This is a genomic window from Streptococcus sp. 27098_8_148 (assembly GCF_041432105.1).
Classification (GTDB): Bacteria; Bacillota; Bacilli; order Lactobacillales; family Streptococcaceae; genus Streptococcus; species Streptococcus parasanguinis_AE.
Genome location: NZ_JAPVYY010000014.1, coordinates 1 through 19,023, shown reverse-complemented (window position 1 = coordinate 19,023; position 19,023 = coordinate 1). Strand labels below are relative to the sequence as shown.

Annotated in this window: 21 protein-coding genes and 3 tRNA genes; 16 read left to right on the top strand and 8 right to left on the bottom strand. The window is 41.8% G+C overall.

The genetic code is table 11. From position 1 onward, the window contains the following. The first annotated feature begins 78 nt into the window (after positions 1–78). From O3646_RS09490 to O3646_RS09460, 7 genes are all read left to right on the top strand, one after another. Positions 79–1,101, top strand: a complete 1,023-nt coding sequence (locus tag O3646_RS09490; RefSeq protein WP_371610804.1) for a branched-chain amino acid aminotransferase — start codon at positions 79–81, stop codon at positions 1,099–1,101. Positions 1,102–1,337: 236 nt separating this feature from the next. After that, complete coding sequence (locus O3646_RS09485; RefSeq protein WP_003003589.1) at positions 1,338–1,568, top strand: DUF2969 domain-containing protein; 231 nt, start codon at positions 1,338–1,340, stop codon at positions 1,566–1,568. A 52-nt stretch (positions 1,569–1,620) separates the two neighbouring features. Beyond that, a tRNA-Tyr gene (locus O3646_RS09480) sits at positions 1,621–1,701 on the top strand. A 49-nt stretch (positions 1,702–1,750) separates the two neighbouring features. After that, positions 1,751–1,822 (top strand) — tRNA-Gln (locus O3646_RS09475). A 168-nt stretch (positions 1,823–1,990) separates the two neighbouring features. Continuing rightward, positions 1,991–3,190 (top strand): 30S ribosomal protein S1, encoded by a 1,200-nt coding sequence (gene rpsA, locus O3646_RS09470; protein WP_003011990.1) that lies wholly within the window; start codon positions 1,991–1,993, stop codon positions 3,188–3,190. Positions 3,191–3,266: 76 nt separating this feature from the next. Continuing rightward, positions 3,267–3,338, top strand: a tRNA-Arg gene (locus tag O3646_RS09465). A gap of 56 nt (positions 3,339–3,394) precedes the next feature. Further along, positions 3,395–3,811 (top strand): NUDIX hydrolase, encoded by a 417-nt coding sequence (locus tag O3646_RS09460; protein ID WP_021153136.1) that lies wholly within the window; start codon positions 3,395–3,397, stop codon positions 3,809–3,811. A gap of 45 nt (positions 3,812–3,856) precedes the next feature. Here O3646_RS09460 and O3646_RS09455 read toward each other — a convergent pair whose 3' ends face one another. Further along, a complete protein-coding gene (locus O3646_RS09455; protein WP_021153137.1) occupies positions 3,857–4,843 on the bottom strand; it encodes an L-lactate dehydrogenase in 987 nt (328 codons plus the stop codon). Positions 4,844–5,041: 198 nt separating this feature from the next. On the opposite strand from O3646_RS09455, the gene gyrA reads away from it, so the two are divergent. The 4 genes from gyrA (at position 5,042) to radC (ending at position 9,441) form a co-directional block, all read left to right on the top strand. Next, positions 5,042–7,498 (top strand): DNA gyrase subunit A, encoded by a 2,457-nt coding sequence (gyrA, locus tag O3646_RS09450; RefSeq protein ID WP_368397461.1) that lies wholly within the window; start codon positions 5,042–5,044, stop codon positions 7,496–7,498. Between the two features lie 13 nt (positions 7,499–7,511). Beyond that, entirely contained in the window at positions 7,512–8,255 is a 744-nt protein-coding gene (locus tag O3646_RS09445) for a class A sortase (protein WP_014713268.1), read from the top strand. Between the two features lie 169 nt (positions 8,256–8,424). Next, complete coding sequence (locus O3646_RS09440; RefSeq protein WP_049474901.1) at positions 8,425–8,703, top strand: hypothetical protein; 279 nt, start codon at positions 8,425–8,427, stop codon at positions 8,701–8,703. Positions 8,704–8,757: 54 nt separating this feature from the next. Then, positions 8,758–9,441 carry a DNA repair protein RadC gene (gene radC / locus O3646_RS09435; protein ID WP_287312491.1) on the top strand — a complete coding sequence of 228 codons (684 nt, stop codon included), beginning with the start codon at positions 8,758–8,760 and terminating at the stop codon, positions 9,439–9,441. A gap of 202 nt (positions 9,442–9,643) precedes the next feature. Here radC and O3646_RS09430 read toward each other — a convergent pair whose 3' ends face one another. The 6 genes from O3646_RS09430 to O3646_RS09405 all read right to left on the bottom strand — a co-directional run bounded on the left by O3646_RS09430 (position 9,644) and on the right by O3646_RS09405 (position 13,703). Further along, positions 9,644–10,291: a redox-sensing transcriptional repressor Rex gene (locus O3646_RS09430; RefSeq protein ID WP_049472498.1), complete on the bottom strand. Its 648-nt coding sequence runs from the start codon at positions 10,289–10,291 to the stop codon at positions 9,644–9,646. A gap of 129 nt (positions 10,292–10,420) precedes the next feature. After that, on the bottom strand, positions 10,421–10,636 hold the full coding sequence (locus tag O3646_RS09425; protein ID WP_049490891.1) for a DUF4649 family protein: 216 nt from the start codon (positions 10,634–10,636) through the stop codon (positions 10,421–10,423). Position 10,637: 1 nt separating this feature from the next. Beyond that, positions 10,638–10,985: a DUF1831 domain-containing protein gene (locus O3646_RS09420; RefSeq protein ID WP_371610803.1), complete on the bottom strand. Its 348-nt coding sequence runs from the start codon at positions 10,983–10,985 to the stop codon at positions 10,638–10,640. 9 nt (positions 10,986–10,994) lie between these two features. Next, positions 10,995–12,107 carry a cysteine desulfurase family protein gene (locus O3646_RS09415; RefSeq protein ID WP_049490893.1) on the bottom strand — a complete coding sequence of 371 codons (1,113 nt, stop codon included), beginning with the start codon at positions 12,105–12,107 and terminating at the stop codon, positions 10,995–10,997. Between the two features lie 9 nt (positions 12,108–12,116). Beyond that, positions 12,117–13,073 (bottom strand): ribose-phosphate diphosphokinase, encoded by a 957-nt coding sequence (locus O3646_RS09410; RefSeq protein ID WP_049490894.1) that lies wholly within the window; start codon positions 13,071–13,073, stop codon positions 12,117–12,119. 72 nt (positions 13,074–13,145) lie between these two features. Next, positions 13,146–13,703: a CYTH domain-containing protein gene (locus O3646_RS09405; protein ID WP_049490895.1), complete on the bottom strand. Its 558-nt coding sequence runs from the start codon at positions 13,701–13,703 to the stop codon at positions 13,146–13,148. A 95-nt stretch (positions 13,704–13,798) separates the two neighbouring features. Here O3646_RS09405 and O3646_RS09400 point away from each other — a divergent pair, with 95 nt between their 5' ends. From O3646_RS09400 to mutY, 5 genes are all read left to right on the top strand, one after another. Then, a complete protein-coding gene (locus O3646_RS09400) occupies positions 13,799–14,470 on the top strand; it encodes a GTP pyrophosphokinase family protein (protein ID WP_003003504.1) in 672 nt (223 codons plus the stop codon). After that, positions 14,454–15,272 (top strand): NAD kinase, encoded by an 819-nt coding sequence (locus O3646_RS09395; RefSeq protein ID WP_282188909.1) that lies wholly within the window; start codon positions 14,454–14,456, stop codon positions 15,270–15,272. Before O3646_RS09400 ends, O3646_RS09395 begins: the two co-directional genes overlap by 17 nt. Then, the gene (locus tag O3646_RS09390; RefSeq protein WP_118095122.1) at positions 15,269–16,162 is read left to right on the top strand and encodes an RluA family pseudouridine synthase; all 894 of its coding nucleotides are present in this window, start codon (positions 15,269–15,271) and stop codon (positions 16,160–16,162) included. Before O3646_RS09395 ends, O3646_RS09390 begins: the two co-directional genes overlap by 4 nt. A 21-nt stretch (positions 16,163–16,183) precedes the next feature. Next, positions 16,184–17,158 (top strand): phosphate acetyltransferase, encoded by a 975-nt coding sequence (gene pta / locus O3646_RS09385; protein WP_021153149.1) that lies wholly within the window; start codon positions 16,184–16,186, stop codon positions 17,156–17,158. A gap of 261 nt (positions 17,159–17,419) precedes the next feature. Continuing rightward, positions 17,420–18,574 (top strand): A/G-specific adenine glycosylase, encoded by a 1,155-nt coding sequence (gene mutY, locus O3646_RS09380; protein WP_371610802.1) that lies wholly within the window; start codon positions 17,420–17,422, stop codon positions 18,572–18,574. A gap of 26 nt (positions 18,575–18,600) precedes the next feature. Here mutY and O3646_RS09375 read toward each other — a convergent pair whose 3' ends face one another. Next, positions 18,601–18,948, bottom strand: coding sequence for a PedC/BrcD family bacteriocin maturation disulfide isomerase (locus O3646_RS09375; protein ID WP_061563945.1), 348 nt, complete (start codon positions 18,946–18,948; stop codon positions 18,601–18,603). Positions 18,949–19,023: the final 75 nt, after the last annotated feature.

The following is a 19,023-nucleotide window of genomic DNA, read 5'->3' as shown; positions in this document are numbered from 1 at the left end:
TAGTGTACATAGATTGAGAAACTGAATCGACCTGCATCAGATCGACAAGGAATAGAAAAAATTAAAAGGAGCACTATCATGACAGTATCACTTGATTGGGAAAACCTTGGCTTTTCATATATGAAATTACCCTATCGCTATTTGGCACATTATCGCAATGGAGCTTGGGAAAAAGGGGAATTGACAGAAGATGCGACCTTGCATTTGTCCGAATCTTCTCCAAGTTTGCATTACGGTCAGCAAGCCTTTGAAGGGTTGAAAGCCTACCGTACAAAAGATGGAAGCGTCCAATTGTTCCGTCCAGATCAAAACGCTAAACGTTTGCAACGCACGGCTGATCGGTTGCTGATGCCTCAAGTTCCAACGGATATGTTTGTGGATGCTTGTAAGGCAGTTGTAAAAGCAAATGAAGAGTATGTTCCACCATATGGTACAGGAGCTACCCTTTACCTTCGTCCTCTGTTGATCGGTATTGGAGATATTATTGGTGTAAAACCTGCAGATGAGTATATCTTTACCATCTTTGCAATGCCTGTCGGTAACTACTTTAAAGGTGGTTTGGTTCCAACGAACTTCTTGATTCAAGATGAGTATGACCGTGCTGCACCAAATGGTACAGGGGCTGCAAAAGTTGGTGGGAACTACGCAGCTAGTATGTTGCCAGGTAAGATTGCGCATGATCGTAACTTCTCTGACGTGATTTACCTCGATCCAGCGACTCACACCAAGATTGAAGAAGTTGGTTCTGCAAACTTCTTTGGTATCACTGCTAATAATGAATTTGTGACGCCATTGAGTCCTTCTATTTTGCCATCGATCACCAAGTACTCTTTGCTTTACTTGGCAGAACACCGTCTTGGAATGACACCAATTGAAGTGGATGTCTTTATCAATGATTTGGATCGCTTCGTAGAAGCAGGAGCTTGTGGTACCGCAGCTGTCATCTCTCCGATCGGAGGCGTTCAACACGGGGATGACTTCCATGTCTTCTATTCTGAAACAGAAGTAGGTCCTGTCACACGGAAGCTTTATGACGAGTTGACCGGTATCCAATTTGGTGATGTCGAAGCACCAGAAGGATGGATTGTCAAAGTCGATTAAACCTATAGAGTCTGAGATCAAAGTGTCCAGGTTTCAATGAGAACAAGTCTTAACGAAAAGACGCAGTAGCTAATGTTTCTCTTCATTCGCTTTTAGGAATAGAAGAGTGACAAATGACTCTTGCGGGGGTGGGATAAAGAAGGAATTTCTAACTAAATTCTTTCTGACCCACTCCCTTTTCTCTTGCGTCATCAAGAGAATTTTTGTAAAATAGAAAAAGTGAAAAGAGGGTTGAAATGAGTAAAAAAGATAAGAAAATTGAGATTCAAATCGTTGATAGTAAAGTAACTGTTGGAAAAGACACTTTTGATGGTTTCACTTTGTCCATTGGAAAGAAAACGATTGGTGAAATTGCAGACATGGCTGGTCAATTTGCCATTATCAAAAATGGAAATGTGGATTCTCTTTACAAAAAACTTGAAAAAGCCGTTGAAATTTTAATAGAAAATTATAATTTGAATAAATAAGGGCTTGCAATCATAATAAATCAATGGTATAATAGATCCTGTCGATTTATATGGAGAGATAGCGAAGAGGCTAAACGCGGCGGACTGTAAATCCGCTCCTTCGGGTTCGGGGGTTCGAATCCCTCTCTCTCCATTAGCGTTCATTGTGACGATGATAAAGTGACTGATGTCAGCGCTCTTTTTGGGGTATAGCCAAGCGGTAAGGCAAGGGACTTTGACTCCCTCATGCGTTGGTTCGAATCCAGCTACCCCAGTTCTTAGGTAATATCAGATAAGTGATAAAATATCTATCTAGGTATTTTATTTCTTTATAGGATGAGTCGTTAAAGATTGTAGTTGATCTCATTGCGAGTGCTTGCTTAGGAAAAATAATTATAAGTATGTCAAGTTTTAGAAAACTTGATTGTTGGAGGATTTTTTAGATGAATGAATTTGAAGATTTGCTAAACAGTGTTAGCCAAGTTGAACCAGGTGACGTTGTTACTGCTGAAGTATTGACAGTTGACGCGAACCAAGCTAACGTTGCAATCTCTGGAACTGGTGTCGAAGGTGTCTTGACTCTTCGCGAATTGACAAACGATCGTGATGCTGACATCAACGACTTGGTAAAACCAGGTGAAACACTTGAATTGCTTGTTCTTCGTCAAGTAGTTGGTAAAGATACTGATACAGTAACTTACCTTGTATCTAAAAAACGTTTGGAAGCTCGCAAAGCATGGGACAAATTGGTTGGACGTGAAGAAGAAGTTGTTACTGTTAAAGGAACTCGCGCTGTTAAAGGCGGACTTTCAGTAGAATTTGAAGGACTTCGTGGATTTATTCCAGCTTCAATGCTTGATACTCGTTTTGTACGTAACACTGAACGTTTCGTAGGTCAAGAATTTGATGCTAAAATCAAAGAAGTAGATCCAAAAGAAAACCGCTTTATCCTTTCACGTCGTGAAGTTGTTGAAGCTGAATCAGCTGCAGCACGCGCAGAAGTATTTGGTAAATTGAACGTTGGTGATGTCGTAACTGGTAAAGTTGCACGTATCACAAGCTTCGGTGCTTTCATCGACCTTGGTGGTGTTGATGGATTGGTTCACTTGACAGAATTGTCACACGAACGCAACGTATCACCTAAATCAGTTGTAACTGTTGGTGAAGAAATCCAAGTGAAAGTTCTTGACTTGAACGAAGAAGAAGGTCGTGTATCACTTTCATTGAAAGCTACAACACCTGGACCTTGGGATGGCGTTGAACAAAAATTGGCTGCTGGTGATGTTATCGAAGGAACTGTTAAACGTTTGACTGACTTCGGTGCATTCGTTGAAGTATTGCCAGGTATCGACGGACTTGTACACATCTCACAAATTTCACACAAACGTGTTGAAAATCCAAAAGATGTTCTTAAAGTTGGACAAGAAGTAACTGTTAAAGTTCTTGAAGTAAATGCTGCAGATGAACGTGTATCACTTTCTATCAAAGCCCTTGAAGAACGTCCAGCTCAAGAAGAAGGCGAAAAACAAGAAAAACGTCAATCTCGCCCACGTCGTCCAAAACAAGAAAAACGCGACTTTGATCTTCCAGAAACTCAAACTGGATTCTCAATGGCTGACTTGTTTGGCGATATCGAATTGTAATATTCAAAAAGCTTACCTCTCGGTAAGCTTTTTTTACTTGTAAAATTCTCGAGAATTTGATATACTGTAACAGTTGCCACCCTTAGTGTAATGGATATCACGTAAGATTCCGGTTCTTGAGATGGGGGTTCGATTCCCTCAGGGTGGATGATTCATAACGAGGCTCCTCGGAGTCTTTTTTGCTTTTTCTTGGAGGAACATGCAATGACAGTAAAATTAATCGCCCATACCTTGATTGAGAAAGACGGGAAGTATCTGCTTATCAAACGCTCGAAAATAAAGCGAGGTCTCCCTAATGTCTATCCATCTTATTGGGATATTCCAGGTGGAAGTGTAGAAGAGAATGAATTGCCCAGAGAGGCTGCTCTACGTGAGGCTATGGAGGAGGTTAATCAAAAGCTTCGGATTAATAAGATTATCCACGAAGATAGTCAATTTGATGCCAGCAAAGATACTGTCTTTACACGCCTAGTTTATGCTGGCGAGATTTTGGAAGAGCGTGATTTTATATTAGATCCAGAAGAGCATACAGACTTTAAATGGATTTCTTCTTTGAAAGACATAGAGAGCAATCTCGTTGTGCCTTATTTGCTTGAAATCCTTGCTGACAAATCCAAATAAAGCAGCTAAAAAACATCCCCTTTTTAATAAGGAGATGTTTTTTTCTTAGTTTTTAGAAGCTTCTTGGAATTCAGGGTTTTTCCATGCTTCATCAATGATTGCTTGCAATTCATCAGCAGAAGCTTTCATTTTTTGTTGTTCCGCATCGTTCAATGGGATGTTCACTGGACGTACAATACCGTGTGCACCTACGATGGCAGGTTGACCGATAAAGACGTTGCTAACACCATATTGACCTTCTTGGAATACAGAAAGTGGAAGTACTGCATTTTCGTCATCAAGGATTGCTTTAGTGATACGAGCAAGGGCAACAGCGATACCGTAGTATGTAGCACCTTTTTTATTGATGATGGTGTAAGCAGCATCACGAACACCTTCGAACAATTCGATTAATTCAGTTTCTTGAACGTTTTGAGTGTCTTTAAGGAATTCTTCAAGGTTTACACCAGCGATGTTAGCGTGTGACCATACAGCGAATTCTGAGTCCCCGTGTTCACCCATGATGTAGGCGTGCACTGAACGAGCATCAACGTCCAATTTTTCAGCAAGTGCTTGACGGAAACGAGCTGAGTCAAGAGAAGTACCAGAACCGATAACGCGTTCTTTAGGGAATCCTGAGAATTTCCATGTAGAGTATGTCAAAACGTCAACTGGGTTAGCAGCTACAAGGAAGATACCGTTGAATCCTGATTCAATAACTTGTGTTACGATTGACTTGTTAATGGCAAGGTTTTTACCAACAAGATCAAGGCGAGTTTCACCTGGTTTTTGAGGAGCACCTGCAGTAATTACAACAAGGTCAGCATCCGCACAGTCAGCGTACTCAGCCGCATAGATCTTCTTAGGTGAAGTGAAGGCAAGGGCGTGGCTAAGGTCAAGCGCATCTCCGACAGCTTTTTCGTGCAATTGAGGAATTTCGATAATTCCAAGCTCTTGTGCAATTCCTTGGTTGACAAGTGCAAATGCATAAGATGAACCTACGGCACCGTCACCGACAAGGATAACTTTTTTGTGTTGTTTAGTCAAATCCATGAGTCTAAACGTCTCCTTCATTTTTTTTTGAGATAGATTCTCATACGATTTCATTCTACCACTTTTGAAAGTCTTTGTCATCTGAAACAGTATGAATCCTTGATGTAAACGTTTTTACGTTTGTGTTCCTAAGAAGAAAAATAGGCTAAAATGTGTTATAATAGTATGGTGAATTAAGTAAAGAGAGGCATTTTTTGAATGCAGGATAATAATCTAATTGATGTGAATTTAACATCAGAAATGAAGACGAGTTTTATCGATTATGCCATGAGTGTTATCGTTGCTCGTGCCCTCCCTGATGTTCGGGATGGTTTAAAACCCGTTCACCGTCGTATTTTGTACGGAATGAATGAATTGGGTGTTTCGCCAGATAAACCACATAAGAAGTCAGCCCGTATCACAGGGGATGTTATGGGTAAATACCACCCACACGGTGATTCCTCTATTTATGAAGCCATGGTTCGGATGGCGCAATGGTGGAGTTATCGCTACATGTTAGTGGACGGTCATGGAAACTTTGGTTCCATGGACGGTGATGGTGCCGCTGCACAACGGTATACAGAAGCCCGTATGAGTAAGATCGCTCTTGAAATGTTGCGGGATATCAATAAAAATACAGTTGATTTCGTTGATAACTATGATGCCAGTGAGCGCGAACCTCTAGTCTTACCTGCACGTTTCCCTAACCTTCTGGTTAATGGTGCTACAGGGATTGCCGTTGGGATGGCAACCAATATTCCTCCACACAATCTGGGAGAAACCATTGATGCAGTGAAGCTGATGATGGATAATCCTGAGGTAACGACCCGTGAACTCATGGAAGTTCTTCCTGGTCCAGATTTTCCGACAGGTGCTTTGGTCATGGGGAAATCAGGTATCCACAAAGCCTATGAAACCGGAAAAGGATCAATCGTTCTTCGTTCTCGTACAGAGATTGAAGTAACCAAGAGTGGCCGTGAACGGATTGTTGTCACTGAGTTCCCTTATATGGTCAATAAAACCAAGGTGCACGAGCACATCGTTCGCTTGGTGCAAGAAAAACGGATCGAAGGGATTACAGCTGTACGGGATGAATCAAACCGTGAAGGGGTTCGTTTTGTCATTGAGGTCCGCCGAGATGCTTCGGCCAACGTTATTTTGAACAACCTCTTTAAGATGACACAAATGCAAACCAATTTTGGATTCAATATGTTGGCGATCCAAAATGGTGTTCCAAAGATTCTTTCTCTTCGCCAAATTTTAGGGGCTTATATTGAGCACCAGAAAGAAGTGGTGACTCGCCGGACTATCTTTGATAAAGAAAAAGCGGAAGCACGTGCCCATATTTTAGAAGGTTTGCTCATCGCCTTGGATCACATCGATGAAGTGATCCGGATTATCCGCAATAGCCAGACAGACGCTGAAGCACAAGCTGAATTGATGGCTAAATTCAAGCTTTCTGAACGTCAAAGTCAAGCCATTTTGGACATGCGTCTTCGTCGTTTGACTGGTTTGGAACGAGACAAGATCCAAAGTGAATACGATGATTTGGTTGCCTTGATTGCTGATTTGGCTGACATTTTGGCGAAGCCAGAACGTGTGGCGACCATCATCAAGGAAGAACTGGAAGAAGTCAAACGCAAGTTTGGCGATGCTCGCCGAACTGAGTTGATGATCGGAGAAGTCCTTTCTCTTGAAGATGAGGACTTGATTGAAGAAACAGATGTCTTGATCACCCTTTCTAACAAAGGCTACATCAAACGTTTGGATCAAGCGGAATTTACGGCTCAAAAACGTGGTGGACGTGGTGTTCAGGGAACTGGTGTCAAAGATGATGACTTTGTCCGTGAACTGGTCTCTACGAGCACCCATGATCATTTGCTCTTCTTTACCAATAAAGGGCGTGTCTATCGTCTGAAAGGTTATGAGATTCCAGAATATGGCCGGACAGCCAAAGGATTACCAATCGTCAACCTCTTAAAATTGGACGAAGGTGAATCGATTCAAACCATTATCAATGTGGAGCAAGATCGCAGTGACGAAGCATATCTCTTCTTTACGACGCGACAAGGTTTGGTCAAGCGGACCAATGTAGCTGAATTTTCAAATATTCGTCAGAACGGTCTCAAAGCTCTAAATCTGCGCGATGAGGATGAATTGATCAATGTCTTCCTTACAGATGGCAATGCTGACGTCATTATCGGTACCAAGTATGGTTATTCTGTCCGCTTTAATGAGGCTGTAGTCCGGAATATGGGACGTTCTGCCACAGGTGTACGTGGTGTGAATCTCCGCGAAGGAGATAAGGTTGTTGGGGCTAGCGTCGTTACGGATCAAGATGAAGTATTGATCATCACTGAAAAAGGGTATGGTAAGCGGACAATGGCTGGCGAATATCCAACCAAAGGCCGTGGCGGTAAAGGAATCAAGACAGCCAATATCACAGAGAAAAATGGTCCCTTAGCTGGTCTTTTAACTGTTAAAGGGGATGAAGATCTGATGATCATTACCGATACCGGAGTTATGATCCGCACAAGTGTTGGGAATATCTCTCAAACGCGTCGTTCAACTCAGGGTGTGAAAGTTATGAGACTGGATCAGGATGCGAAAATTGTGACCTTTACAACAGTCCAACCCGAAGAAAAAGATGAAGAAGTAGTGGAAGAAAACGAATAGATAAGGGGACAGCATGTCACGCAAAAGAAAAAAGAAAAAGAGTTTACGCAATACTCTTATCAACATCGTTGCAACACTTTTGATTATTCTCTCGCTTCTCTTGATTTTCAATGCTCCGATCCGAAACATGATTATGGTTTGGCATACCAACCAATACCAGGTTAGCAAGGTCGATAAAAAAACCATTGATAAGAATAAAGAAGTGAAGACGAGCTTTGATTTCCAACATGTCCAGTCACTCTCGACGGAAGCCGTCATCAATGCCCAATGGCAAGCTCAAAAGCTACCAGTAATTGGGGGGATTTCGATTCCTGAATTAAACATGAACCTTCCGATCTTTAAGGGGCTTGAAAATGTAGCCCTCTACTACGGAGCAGGGACCATGAAGGAAAACCAAGTCATGGGGCAAGGCAATTATTCTCTTGCTAGTCACCACGTATTTGGCCTAACTGGAGCAAATGCCATGTTATTCTCACCATTAGAGAAAGCCAAGGCTGGTATGAAGATCTACATCACGGACAAAGAAAAAATCTATACTTATGTCATCTCGTCAGTTGAGACAGTGACTCCAGATCGTGTAGATGTCATTCAAGATCGTGAAGGCGTTAATGAGATCACCTTGGTGACCTGTGAGGATGCTGCAGCGACTTACCGTACGATTGTAAAAGGAAATTTGGAAACCTCTGTTGACTATGACAAGGCTCCAAAAGACATCCTGGATTCATTCAGCAAGTCTTATAATCAAATGCAACTTTAAGAAAATAAAGCCCGAGACAGAAATGTCTGGGCTTTTTCTATGTAGGAAGCTAGGAGAAATTCTTGTAAAATTGTAAGAGATTGGTAATATAATGTAAGGAACTTGTCATAATATTAAGGGAAAATCAGTATATAATAAAGGGGAAAGAGTATGATAAGGAGGTAGAATAGTGACAAAAGAGCGAATTTACCATCTCTTGCATCATTTCTATAATCTCTTAGTAAACGATTTTCCACGAAATGGTTTAATTACGAAAGGAATCTATGAAGTAGAGCAGGTCTACCAAGCTTTAGAGGCCATTCCTCAGAGCCAGGAGTACTTGATTCGCTGTGAAATTCAACAGTTTTTAAAAGAGCTTGAACAAGTTCAAACAGGTTACCAGATCCGCTTTAATAAAGATGAAGTCTTAGTGTTAGATGATTTGAAGGAAGAAATTGCCTGTAAATAATGCAAGGTCGTCGTTTTCTCTATTTATTACGAATTAATAAGTGAGGAGGAAATTATGTACGACATATCATTTATTGAACCATCTTTGCTTCCTAGAGAACGTTTGGTTTCTGAAGGGGTAGATAAGCTGAGTCATCAAGAATTGCTATCCATTCTCTTACGGACAGGCAATAAGAAAAAAAGCGTTTATGAGATTGCACAAGGTCTTTTGAGTTCGGTTAATAGTTTAAAGGAGTTAAGTCAATTAACCCTAGAGGAGCTACAGGAAATCTCAGGTATTGGCCGGGTGAAGGCCATCGAACTTCAGGCTGTGATTGAGTTTGGACGAAGGATTCATAAAGACGAATTGATGAGTTCTGAACAGATCATGAGCAGCCAGAAATTGGCCCATAAAATTCAACAGGAAATCGGCCATAAGAAACAGGAGCACCTGGTTGCCCTCTATTTAAATACGCAGAATGAAATTATTCATCAGCAGACCATTTTTATTGGAACCGTGAATCGAAGTATTGCGGAGCCACGTGAAATCCTGCATTATGCACTGAAGCACATGGCAACCTCTATCATCTTGGCGCACAATCATCCATCTGGTGCCGTATTTCCCAGTAAAAATGATGATGAAGTAACGCAACGAGTTTTAGAGGCCTGTGAAGTGATGGGTTTAACCCTATTGGATCACTTGATTGTATCTGAAGAAAACTATTATAGTTACCGTGAAGAAACCGATTATTTGGCATAAAAAAGAGAGTGGGACAGAAATCGTTAATTCGTTAGAATTCGATTTCGTCGTCCCACCTCCGCACAGTTGAGTAGGGCTGTAAAAGCTGTTAAAATCAGCGTAGTAGAGCCCACTCAATCACTGCGTCTTGCTCGACAATCCAAAAATAATTGAGAGGCTAGGACTTTTGTCCCAGCCTCTTTTCTTGTTAATGTATAAGTCTTTATTCTTCGTTTTTTCGCATGAAATAAAGGAGTGTTTGCAATTCACTGGTGAGATCGACATATTGAACGACGACATCTTTAGGGACTGTTAGATGTACTGGTGAGAAGCTGAGAATTCCCTTGACACCAGCGTCTACCAAAAGACTAGCAACTTCTTGAGCCTTGACGCTAGGAACAGTAAGGATGGCTGTTTGAATGCCTTCTTGTTTGAGCTTTTCTTTGATGGTGGAAATACCGTAAATGGGAATTCCGTCCTTACTTTTGGTATTGATCAGCTCATGATCGTCTAGATCAAACGCCATGACAATTTTCATCTTATTGCGTTCATGGAAGCGATAGTTGAGAAGCGCACTTCCCATATTTCCGATCCCCACAATAGCGACATTGGTAATGGCATTGTCATTTAAGAGATCGGCAAAGAAGTTCATCAGTTTTTTTACGTCATAACCAAATCCACGTCTTCCTAATTCACCAAAATATGAGAAATCTCGGCGAACAGTAGCAGAGTCAATCCCTATTGCATCAGCAATTTGCTTGGAATTGGCGCGCTCTATTTTTTCAGAGTTAAAACGTTTAAAAATGCGGTAGTAGAGCGATAAGCGTTTTGCTGTTGCGCGTGGAATTGGAGTATTTTTATCATGTTTCACAATATCACAACCTTTCCCTCTTATTGTATAGGAAGATTGTGAAAAAATCAACTATCTAGAGTGTTTTTTCAAAAATATTTTTGTCTAAAGAAAAAGCTGATGGCGATGGAGAGTTCCATCAGCATCAGCTTAGTTTTCAGCTTGTTCTACCTTTTTCAAAAAAGCATAGAGTCCATCGACTCGTCCTGTATAGGGGAGTTTTTCCCCCTTGTATTCAATGGATACGATTGAGTAAGAGTCAGGCAAGGTTACACAGCCTGAAAAAGCTAGGATACAGGCTGCAAGGTCAGGATAAGTAGTCGTTCGTTCTACTTGATAAGCATCGATATAAGTTAGGGTTACCATATTAGGCCTCTGTTTTGTTGAAAATTTCTCTTTCGACAAGACTATCCATTAGGAAATAGAATTTTTGTTGGATAATGTTATTTTCTGGATTTTTAAAGATATTAACCAGGCGAAGCCCAGACTTGTCTGTAATATTGATCTTAAAACCTGTAAAATCTTTATTGAAAATGATTTTAAGTAGGAAGCCTTCGCCACTATTTGGAACGGCTTCGAGCAAACGATTTAACTCGTAATTTCCAACTTTTGTAACAGCGAATGTATTGTCACGTAAGGTATATTTTTTAACATTTGGGTGTAGACTATAGGTATATTTGCAGTCTTTCAATGAAACACTTGTTTCAAAAGCCATATTGTTCTCCTATGATAAAATTTCTTTAAGTTTTGAGAGGAAGTCTTGAACCTCCTCTACGGTATTGAGTTCTGAAAAACTAATTCGAAGGGATTCTTTTAGGCGTGAGCTATCTTTTCCATAGAGTGCCTCAAGGACATGGCTGGGTTGAACTGTACCAGCGGTACAAGCAGAACCTGTAGAGACAGAAATTCCAGCAAGATCGAGTCGCATCAGTAAAACGTCATTTTGGACACCCGGAAAGCCAAGGTTCCAAACAAATGGAAGATGATCGTCATTCGCATTTACGTAGTAGTCGTAGGCTGCTAAACCATTGACTAGCTCTTGGCCGAGTTTTTGAACCTGGTTGAAATTTTCTTCTTGGTGAAGTGTAGCTTGCTGAAGGGCGGTTGCCATCCCGACAATAGAAATAAGATTTTCCGTGCTGGCTCTCATCTTATTTTCCTGATCCCCACCATGTAAGAGATTATCAAAATCTGGGGCGGCTGCATAAAGGAAGCCGACGCCCTTTGGTCCATGGAATTTGTGGGCAGAAGCACTGAGAAAATCAATTCCCAACTCTTCGGGATAGACAGGGACCTTTCCAATTGCTTGAACCGCATCAACGTGAAAGGCAGCTGGATGATCTTTTAAGAGTTCTCCGATTTCTTTAATCGGTAGAAGATCGCCTGTCTCGTTATTGGCAAACATGGTAGAGACAAGAATGGTATCCGGTCTAAGTGCAGCCTTGATATCACTAGCCTGAATGCGTCCATCTCTTGGTTGGACGATCGTCACTTCAAATCCGAAACGTTCTACAAGGTATTCGATGGGTTCTAGAACCGCATGGTGTTCCAAAGCGGTCGTAATGATGTGTTTGCCATCTGCTTGGTGTTTCAAGCAGTAGCCTTTTATAACGGTATTATTACTTTCTGATCCACCTGAAGTGAAGAAAATACGATTTGGAAGAGTATGGAGAGACTGAGCAATCTGCTCGCGAGATTCCCGGAGAAGTTTACTAGCCATCCGTCCATGAGCATGAAGGCTCGATGGATTTCCAAAAGTGGTCTTCATAGTTTCAGACATTTTATCAATGACTTCAGGTAGAAGGGGAGTTGTTGCGGCATTATCAAAATATATCACATTAAGACCTTATTTCTTGTGGTAGGCAAATAGAGGACTAACAGGTTTTCTTTCTTGAATGCGAACAATAGCTTCAGCGATCAGTTCGCTAGCTGTCAGATAGTTAATATTTTTAGGAGTTGGTCCGTTTGGAGCAACAGAATCGGTTACTAAGATTTCTTTGATCGGAGCTTGGTCTAATAACTCGACAGCACCTTTTACAAATAAACCATGGCTTGATACAGCATAAATTTCAGTAGCACCTTCGCGTTCGACGATTTTCGCAGCTTCTGAGAATGTCTTACCAGTATTGAGGATATCGTCAATCAAGATCGCTTTCTTGTCTTTGACATCCCCGATAATATAGCCATAATCACGGTTCGCATCATCTTGCTCGTAATCAATGATCGCAATCGGTGCATCAAGATATTCTGCTAAACTGCGAGCTCGTTTGACACCAGAGTTTTTAGGGCTGACGACTACGACATCAGGACCAGTTAGACCTTTGTTGATGTAGTGTTCTGCAAAAAGTGGAACGGTAAAGAGGTTATCCACGGCAATATCGAAGAAACCTTGGACTTGCACTGCATGGAGATCCAGAGTGACGACACGATCCACCCCAGCTTTGACCAACATATTTGCGACAAGCTTAGCAGTAATTGGTTCGCGAGGAGCAGCAGTCCGGTCTTGGCGAGCATAACCGAAGTAAGGCATGACCACATTGACAGTATTTGCGCTGGCCCGTTGGCAAGCATCCACCATAATTAAGAGTTCCATCAAGTGATTGTTGACAGGGAAACTGGTTGATTGAATGATATAAATATCATATCCACGAACACTTTCCTCAATATTGACTTGGATTTCACCATCTGAGAATTGACGGGATGAAATTTTCCCAAGTGGAACCCCAGCATGATCCGCGATTTTTTGCGCAATCTCTGGATTTGAATTGAGAGAGAAGAGCTTCATATTTTTTTTATCTGACATGTGATTCCAACCTCATTTAGATTTTTGATCTTAGCACTATTTTAGCAAAAATTTGCGATAATTTCAGCTATTTTACAATCTTTCCGCCAATCTTGCGATTTTATTTTTTGCAGCTTTGTAGACGATTCCATGCTCTTTGATGAACTGATGGAAATTTTCTTCCTGCTCAGCGGTTTCGACCTCGATTTCTAATTCATAATCTTCAGTGTCTAGATAGAGACTGTGGTCTAGTGCCACCAATCCTGCAGCTGTTTCTTTTTCGAATCGTTCTGTTGTAAGGCTTCCCCAGACAGCGAGTTGCTCAACAGAGATTTCTTTAGAGATTAAGAGGTTTTTGATTTCTCCGTCAGGAAACTGTTGGTGTTGAAGGATCGCCTCGGTTTCTTCGGGGCTGAGGTTTTGATTGTACTCGAAATGGCCAACTGCCTCAGGGACTTTGAGAGTCAACTCAGCTTGATCTGTGAAAGTACGCACCCGCAAGGCCATTTTTTCCTTACGGATGAGCTGGTCGTGTGTATCGATATAGTGATTGGTTTGGACAACCAATTCTGTATCAGCAAAAAGTGGAAGGAGGGATTGGTATTCCTCCTTATCTAGCAAGGTTTTGTATTCAATTTCTAAATGGTTCATTTTGTAGTCCTTTGCTTTTTTTCAAAAGCGATTCATGATATAATAAGAGATGTGTTTATTGTATACAAAAATGGTTCAGATTACAAGGTGGTAGGATGGCAATTGATTGGGAAAACTTCTTAGATCCCTATATCCAAGCAGTTGGGGAATTAAAAATCAAACTGCGTGGGATTCGTAAGCAATATCGTAAGCAACAAAAGCATTCTCCAATTGAGTTTGTCACAGGACGGGTCAAGCCGATTGAGAGCATTCGCGAAAAGATGATCCGAAGAAATATTTCTGAAGAAAATCTGGCTCAGGATATGCAAGATATTGCTGGTCTTCGCATCATGGTCCAGTTTGTGGATGATGTGGATGAGATCCTAGAGGTTCTGAGACAACGGCAGGATATGCGCGTGGTCCAAGAGCGAGACTACATCCGCCACAAGAAATCAAGTGGCTACCGGAGTTACCACGTCGTGGTCGAGTACCCGGTTGATACCATTGATGGAAATGAAACGATCTTAGCAGAGATTCAAATTCGGACCTTGTCCATGAATTTTTGGGCAACCATTGAACACTCGCTCAATTATAAATATAAAGGAGACTTTCCAGACGAGATCAAAAAACGCTTAGAGACGACAGCAAACCTGGCCTATCTTTTGGATGAAGAGATGGGGGCAATTCGGGATGCGATTCAGGAGGCTCAAGCCCTGTTTGATCCACTTCATCGTAAGTTAAATGATGGCGTTGGAAATAGTGATGACACAGATGAAGACTACAGGTAAAAAAGTATCCATTATTCGCAATCGCAAGCGTCAAAGTGAAGAGGTTTTTCAGCAGTTGCGCTACAAGCTTCGGAAAAATAATTTTATTTTGACGGAGAAGCACCCGGATATTGTGATTTCAATTGGTGGCGATGGAATGTTGCTATCGGCCTTTCACAAGTATGAACACCAGTTGGATCGGGTGCGATTTGTTGGCGTCCATACCGGACACTTAGGATTCTATACAGATTACTTAGACAGTGAAATCGATAAGCTGGTTGAAAATTTAAAATATGATACAGGAGCTAAGGTTTCTTACCCTATTTTGAATGTCAAGATTACTTTCGAAAATGGGGAAACCCGTACCATGAGAGCTTTGAACGAAGCGACGATTAAGAGAAGCGACCGGACCATGGTTGCCGATCTTACGATTAATGGAGTGGATTTTGAGCGCTTCAGAGGAGACGGCATTACTGTTTCGACTCCGACAGGAAGTACGGCATACAACAAATCCTTGGGAGGAGCAGTCCTTCACCCAACTATTGAGGCGCTGCAGATTGCTGAAATCGCCAGTCTCAACAACCGTGTTTATCGTACCTTGGGTTCTTCTGTCATTGTCCCTAAAAAGGATAAGATCGAGATTACACCGACGAGACCTGGCTTTCACATTATCTCTGTTGACAATTCAACCTATTCTTACCGCAATATTGCAAAGGTAGAATACCAGATTGACAACCATAAGATCAATTTTGTGGCAAGCTCCAGTCACACCAGCTTCTGGAATCGGGTCAAGGATGCCTTTATCGGAGATGATAGAGAATGAGATTTGAATTCATTGTCGATGAGCATGTCAAGGTCAAGACCTTCCTGAAAAAGCATGAGGTTTCTAAGGGGCTCTTAGCAAAGATTAAGTTTCGTGGTGGCCAGATCCTTGTCAATGGACGTCCGGAGAATGCGATTTATTTGTTGGATATTGGGGATCGCTTGGTCATTGATATTCCGGCAGAAGAAGGTTTTGAAACCCTAAAACCCATGGATCGGCCTTTGGATATTTTGTTTGAAGATGATCATTTTTTGGTCTTAAACAAACCCTTTGGGATTGCTTCTATTCCAAGTGCGATTCATTCCAATACCTTAGCCAATTTTGTAAAAGGCTACTATGTGAAGCAGGGCTACGAGAACCAGCAGGTTCACATTGTCACTCGCCTGGACAAGGACACTAGTGGCGTTATGCTCTTTGCCAAACATGGTTATGCTCATGCTCGATTAGATAAGCAATTGCAGTCTAAATCGATTCAGAAACGCTATTATGCCTTGGTCAAGGGATCTGGGAAGCTTGATCCTGTCGGAGAGATTATTGCTCCGATTGCGCGTGATGAAGATTCAATTATCACCCGCAAGGTAGCTAAAGGTGGCAAGTATGCTCATACTAGCTACCAGGTTGTTCAATCTTTTGGTGATATTCACCTAGTGGATATTCAGTTACACACAGGTCGAACCCACCAGATCCGCGTTCATTTTTCCCATATTGGTTTTCCGCTCTTGGGAGATGATCTCTATGGCGGCAGTTTAGAAGACGGCATTGAGCGCCAAGCCCTTCATTGTCATCGTCTATCCTATTATCATCCATTTCTAGAGGAAGAATTGGTCATAGAAAGTCCACTACCTCCAGATTTCCAAGCTGTATTAACACAGCTTCAAACAAGTTATTAATTATTAAAAGGAGTAAAACTAATGGAAGTTTTCGAAAATCTCAAAGCCAACCTCGTTGGTAAGAATGCACGTATTGTATTACCAGAAGGTGAAGAACCTCGTATCCTCCAAGCGACAAAACGCATTGTGAACGAGACAGAAGTAACCCCTGTCTTGCTTGGTAATCCGGATAAAATTCGGATTTATCTTGAAATCGAAGGGGTTTTGGATGGATATGAAGTCATCGATCCTCATTCTTATCCAGGTTTTGAAGAAATGGTAGCTTCCTTGGTAGAACGTCGTAAGGGCAAAATGACAGAAGAAGAAGCACGTCAAGTCTTGAAAGACGACGTTAACTATTTTGGTGTCATGTTGGTACACATGGGAATTGTTGATGGGATGGTATCTGGTGCGATTCACTCAACAGCCGCAACTGTTCGTCCGGCCTTGCAAATTATCAAAACTCGTCCAAATGTAAAACGTACTTCAGGGGCTTTCCTTATGGTTCGTGGATCTGAACGCTACTTGTTTGGGGACTGTGCCATCAACATCAATCCAGATGCTGAAGGATTAGCCGAAATTGCCATCAATTCAGCTATCACTGCCAAGATGTTTGGTATTGATCCAAAAATTGCTATGTTGAGCTATTCAACAAAAGGATCTGGTTTCGGTGAAAGTGTTGATAAGGTTGTTGAAGCGACTAAGCTTGCCCATGAACTTCGTCCAGACCTTGAAATTGACGGGGAATTGCAATTTGACGCAGCCTTTGTCCCTGCAACTGCAGCCTTGAAGGCTCCAGGAAGCAAGGTAGCAGGTCAAGCCAATGTCTTTATCTTCCCTGGTATTGAAGCAGGTAATATTGGATACAAGATGGCAGAACGTCTTGGTGGCTTTGCAGCGGTAGGTCCAGTCTTGCAAGGGTTGAACAAACCAGTCAACGACCTTTCTCGTGGATGTAATGCAGATGACGTTTACAAATTAACCTTGATTACAGCAGCTCAAGCTGTGGAACAATAAGAAATACATTTAGAGAGCGGGACAGAAATCGGTAATTCGTTAAAATTCGATTTCGTCGTTCCACCTCCGCACAGTTGAGTAGGGCTGAAAAAGCTGATGAAATCAGCGTAGTAGTGCCCACTCAACCACTGCGTCTTGCTCGACAATTCAAAAATAATTGAGAGGCTAGGACTTTTGTCCCAGCCTCTTTTTCTTTATAAAATCAGAATTTCTAAACTCAGAATTTCTAAACTCTAACTCATTCTATGGTATACTAGGAATATGTTAGATTTAAAAGATTACGGGATTACCATGTGGGAGGAGGAAAAAATTGCTTCCTTCCGAGAGAAGTTATTAGCCTGGTATGATGCCCATAAACGGGATCTCCCCTGGAGAAGGACCCAGGATCCTTATAAAATTTGGATCTCAGAAATTATGCTCCAGCAAACACGTGTCGATACGGTTATTCCTTATTATGAGCGTTTTTTAGACTGGTTTCCGACGGTCGCTGATTTGGCTCAGGCTCCAGAAGAAAAACTCTTAAAAGCTTGGGAAGGCTTGGGGTATTACTCACGTGTCCGTAACATGCAGAAAGCTGCCCAGCAGATAATGGAAAATCACGGAGGAGTGTTCCCATCAAGCTATGACGAAATCTCTAAACTGAAGGGAATTGGGCCTTATACAGCTGGTGCTATCGCTAGTATTGCCTTTGGATTACCAGAGCCAGCAGTGGATGGCAATGTCATGCGTGTTCTAGCTCGCTTGTTTGAGGTGGACTACGATATCGGAGTTCCAACCAATCGCAAGATTTTTCAAGCCATGATGGAAATCTTGATCGATCCGGCCCAGCCGGGTGATTTCAATCAGGCCTTGATGGATTTGGGCTCCGATATTGAGTCCCCAGTCAATCCACGTCCGGAAGAGAGTCCTGTTAAGGAATTTAGTGCGGCCTACCAACATGGGACAATGGATCGTTATCCCATTAAGGCTCCCAAGAAGAAACCGGTACCTGTCTATCTCACAGCCTTTATTATCAAGGATAGTCAAGGCCACTATTTGTTGGAGAAAAATGAGCGAGAAGGACTCTTGTCAGGTTTCTGGCATTTCCCCTTGATCGAAGTGGATAGCCTATCTGAGAACCTAGGCCAATTATCTCTATTGGATGGGAAGGGGGAAGCAGAGAGTAACCCAGAAATTATTTCTTTTGAACAGGACTATGACTTGGCCATTGATTGGCAGGACAGATCGTATCCTATCGTTCAGCATATCTTTTCGCATCGCAAATGGCAGGTTCAGATCCGATTCGGCCTGGTAAAAGAAGGAGTGCAGCCAGCAAGTGAATCGACTGTTTGGTTAACACCAGAAGAATTTTCGGACTATCCTTTTGCTAAACCTCAGCAGAAGATTTGGACATCTTTTTCGGAAAATGAAAAATAGCTAGAGACTGATCTCTAGCTATTTTTTTATAAATGAGCGAATGCTTTGATTTCTTCTTCAGACATAGATGAGTCGCAACGAACAGTGACTTCACCGGCTTCGACATGTAAAAATCCTGGGACAGTTGGGATACCGTAAGTTGAGCGGAAGGCTTGTAATGCGTCTAGCTGACTTGGTTCTTCACTATTAATGAAGTAGATATGAGCTTTTGTTTCAGCTACGACAGTTGCTAACTTAGCAGCGAACTTCCGGCAGTAAGGACAAGTCTTGCGTCCGATAAAGAAGGTTGCTGTTTCTTTTTGATCGATCGCTTCTTGCGCACGCGCGACAGTTGTGACTTCAAGATCTTTAATATCTTCTAAAAATTGTTCCATGAGATTACCTCGCTTTCTTCTAAGTCTAGTATGCCATATTTTCTATAAAATCGCTGGTATTTGCTACGAAAGAAA

Coding starts and splice junctions, on each gene's coding strand:
- O3646_RS09490 (WP_371610804.1), top strand. CDS start 79: ATGACAGTATCACTTGATTGGGAAAACCTTGGCTTTTCATATATGAAA.
- O3646_RS09485 (WP_003003589.1), top strand. CDS start 1,338: ATGAGTAAAAAAGATAAGAAAATTGAGATTCAAATCGTTGATAGTAAA.
- rpsA (WP_003011990.1), top strand. CDS start 1,991: ATGAATGAATTTGAAGATTTGCTAAACAGTGTTAGCCAAGTTGAACCA.
- O3646_RS09460 (WP_021153136.1), top strand. CDS start 3,395: ATGACAGTAAAATTAATCGCCCATACCTTGATTGAGAAAGACGGGAAG.
- O3646_RS09455 (WP_021153137.1), bottom strand. CDS start 4,843: ATGGATTTGACTAAACAACACAAAAAAGTTATCCTTGTCGGTGACGGT.
- gyrA (WP_368397461.1), top strand. CDS start 5,042: ATGCAGGATAATAATCTAATTGATGTGAATTTAACATCAGAAATGAAG.
- O3646_RS09445 (WP_014713268.1), top strand. CDS start 7,512: ATGTCACGCAAAAGAAAAAAGAAAAAGAGTTTACGCAATACTCTTATC.
- radC (WP_287312491.1), top strand. CDS start 8,758: ATGTACGACATATCATTTATTGAACCATCTTTGCTTCCTAGAGAACGT.
- O3646_RS09425 (WP_049490891.1), bottom strand. CDS start 10,636: ATGGTAACCCTAACTTATATCGATGCTTATCAAGTAGAACGAACGACT.
- O3646_RS09420 (WP_371610803.1), bottom strand. CDS start 10,985: ATGGCTTTTGAAACAAGTGTTTCATTGAAAGACTGCAAATATACCTAT.
- O3646_RS09410 (WP_049490894.1), bottom strand. CDS start 13,073: ATGTCAGATAAAAAAAATATGAAGCTCTTCTCTCTCAATTCAAATCCA.
- O3646_RS09405 (WP_049490895.1), bottom strand. CDS start 13,703: ATGAACCATTTAGAAATTGAATACAAAACCTTGCTAGATAAGGAGGAA.
- O3646_RS09400 (WP_003003504.1), top strand. CDS start 13,799: ATGGCAATTGATTGGGAAAACTTCTTAGATCCCTATATCCAAGCAGTT.
- O3646_RS09395 (WP_282188909.1), top strand. CDS start 14,454: ATGAAGACTACAGGTAAAAAAGTATCCATTATTCGCAATCGCAAGCGT.
- O3646_RS09390 (WP_118095122.1), top strand. CDS start 15,269: ATGAGATTTGAATTCATTGTCGATGAGCATGTCAAGGTCAAGACCTTC.
- pta (WP_021153149.1), top strand. CDS start 16,184: ATGGAAGTTTTCGAAAATCTCAAAGCCAACCTCGTTGGTAAGAATGCA.
- mutY (WP_371610802.1), top strand. CDS start 17,420: ATGTTAGATTTAAAAGATTACGGGATTACCATGTGGGAGGAGGAAAAA.
- O3646_RS09375 (WP_061563945.1), bottom strand. CDS start 18,948: ATGGAACAATTTTTAGAAGATATTAAAGATCTTGAAGTCACAACTGTC.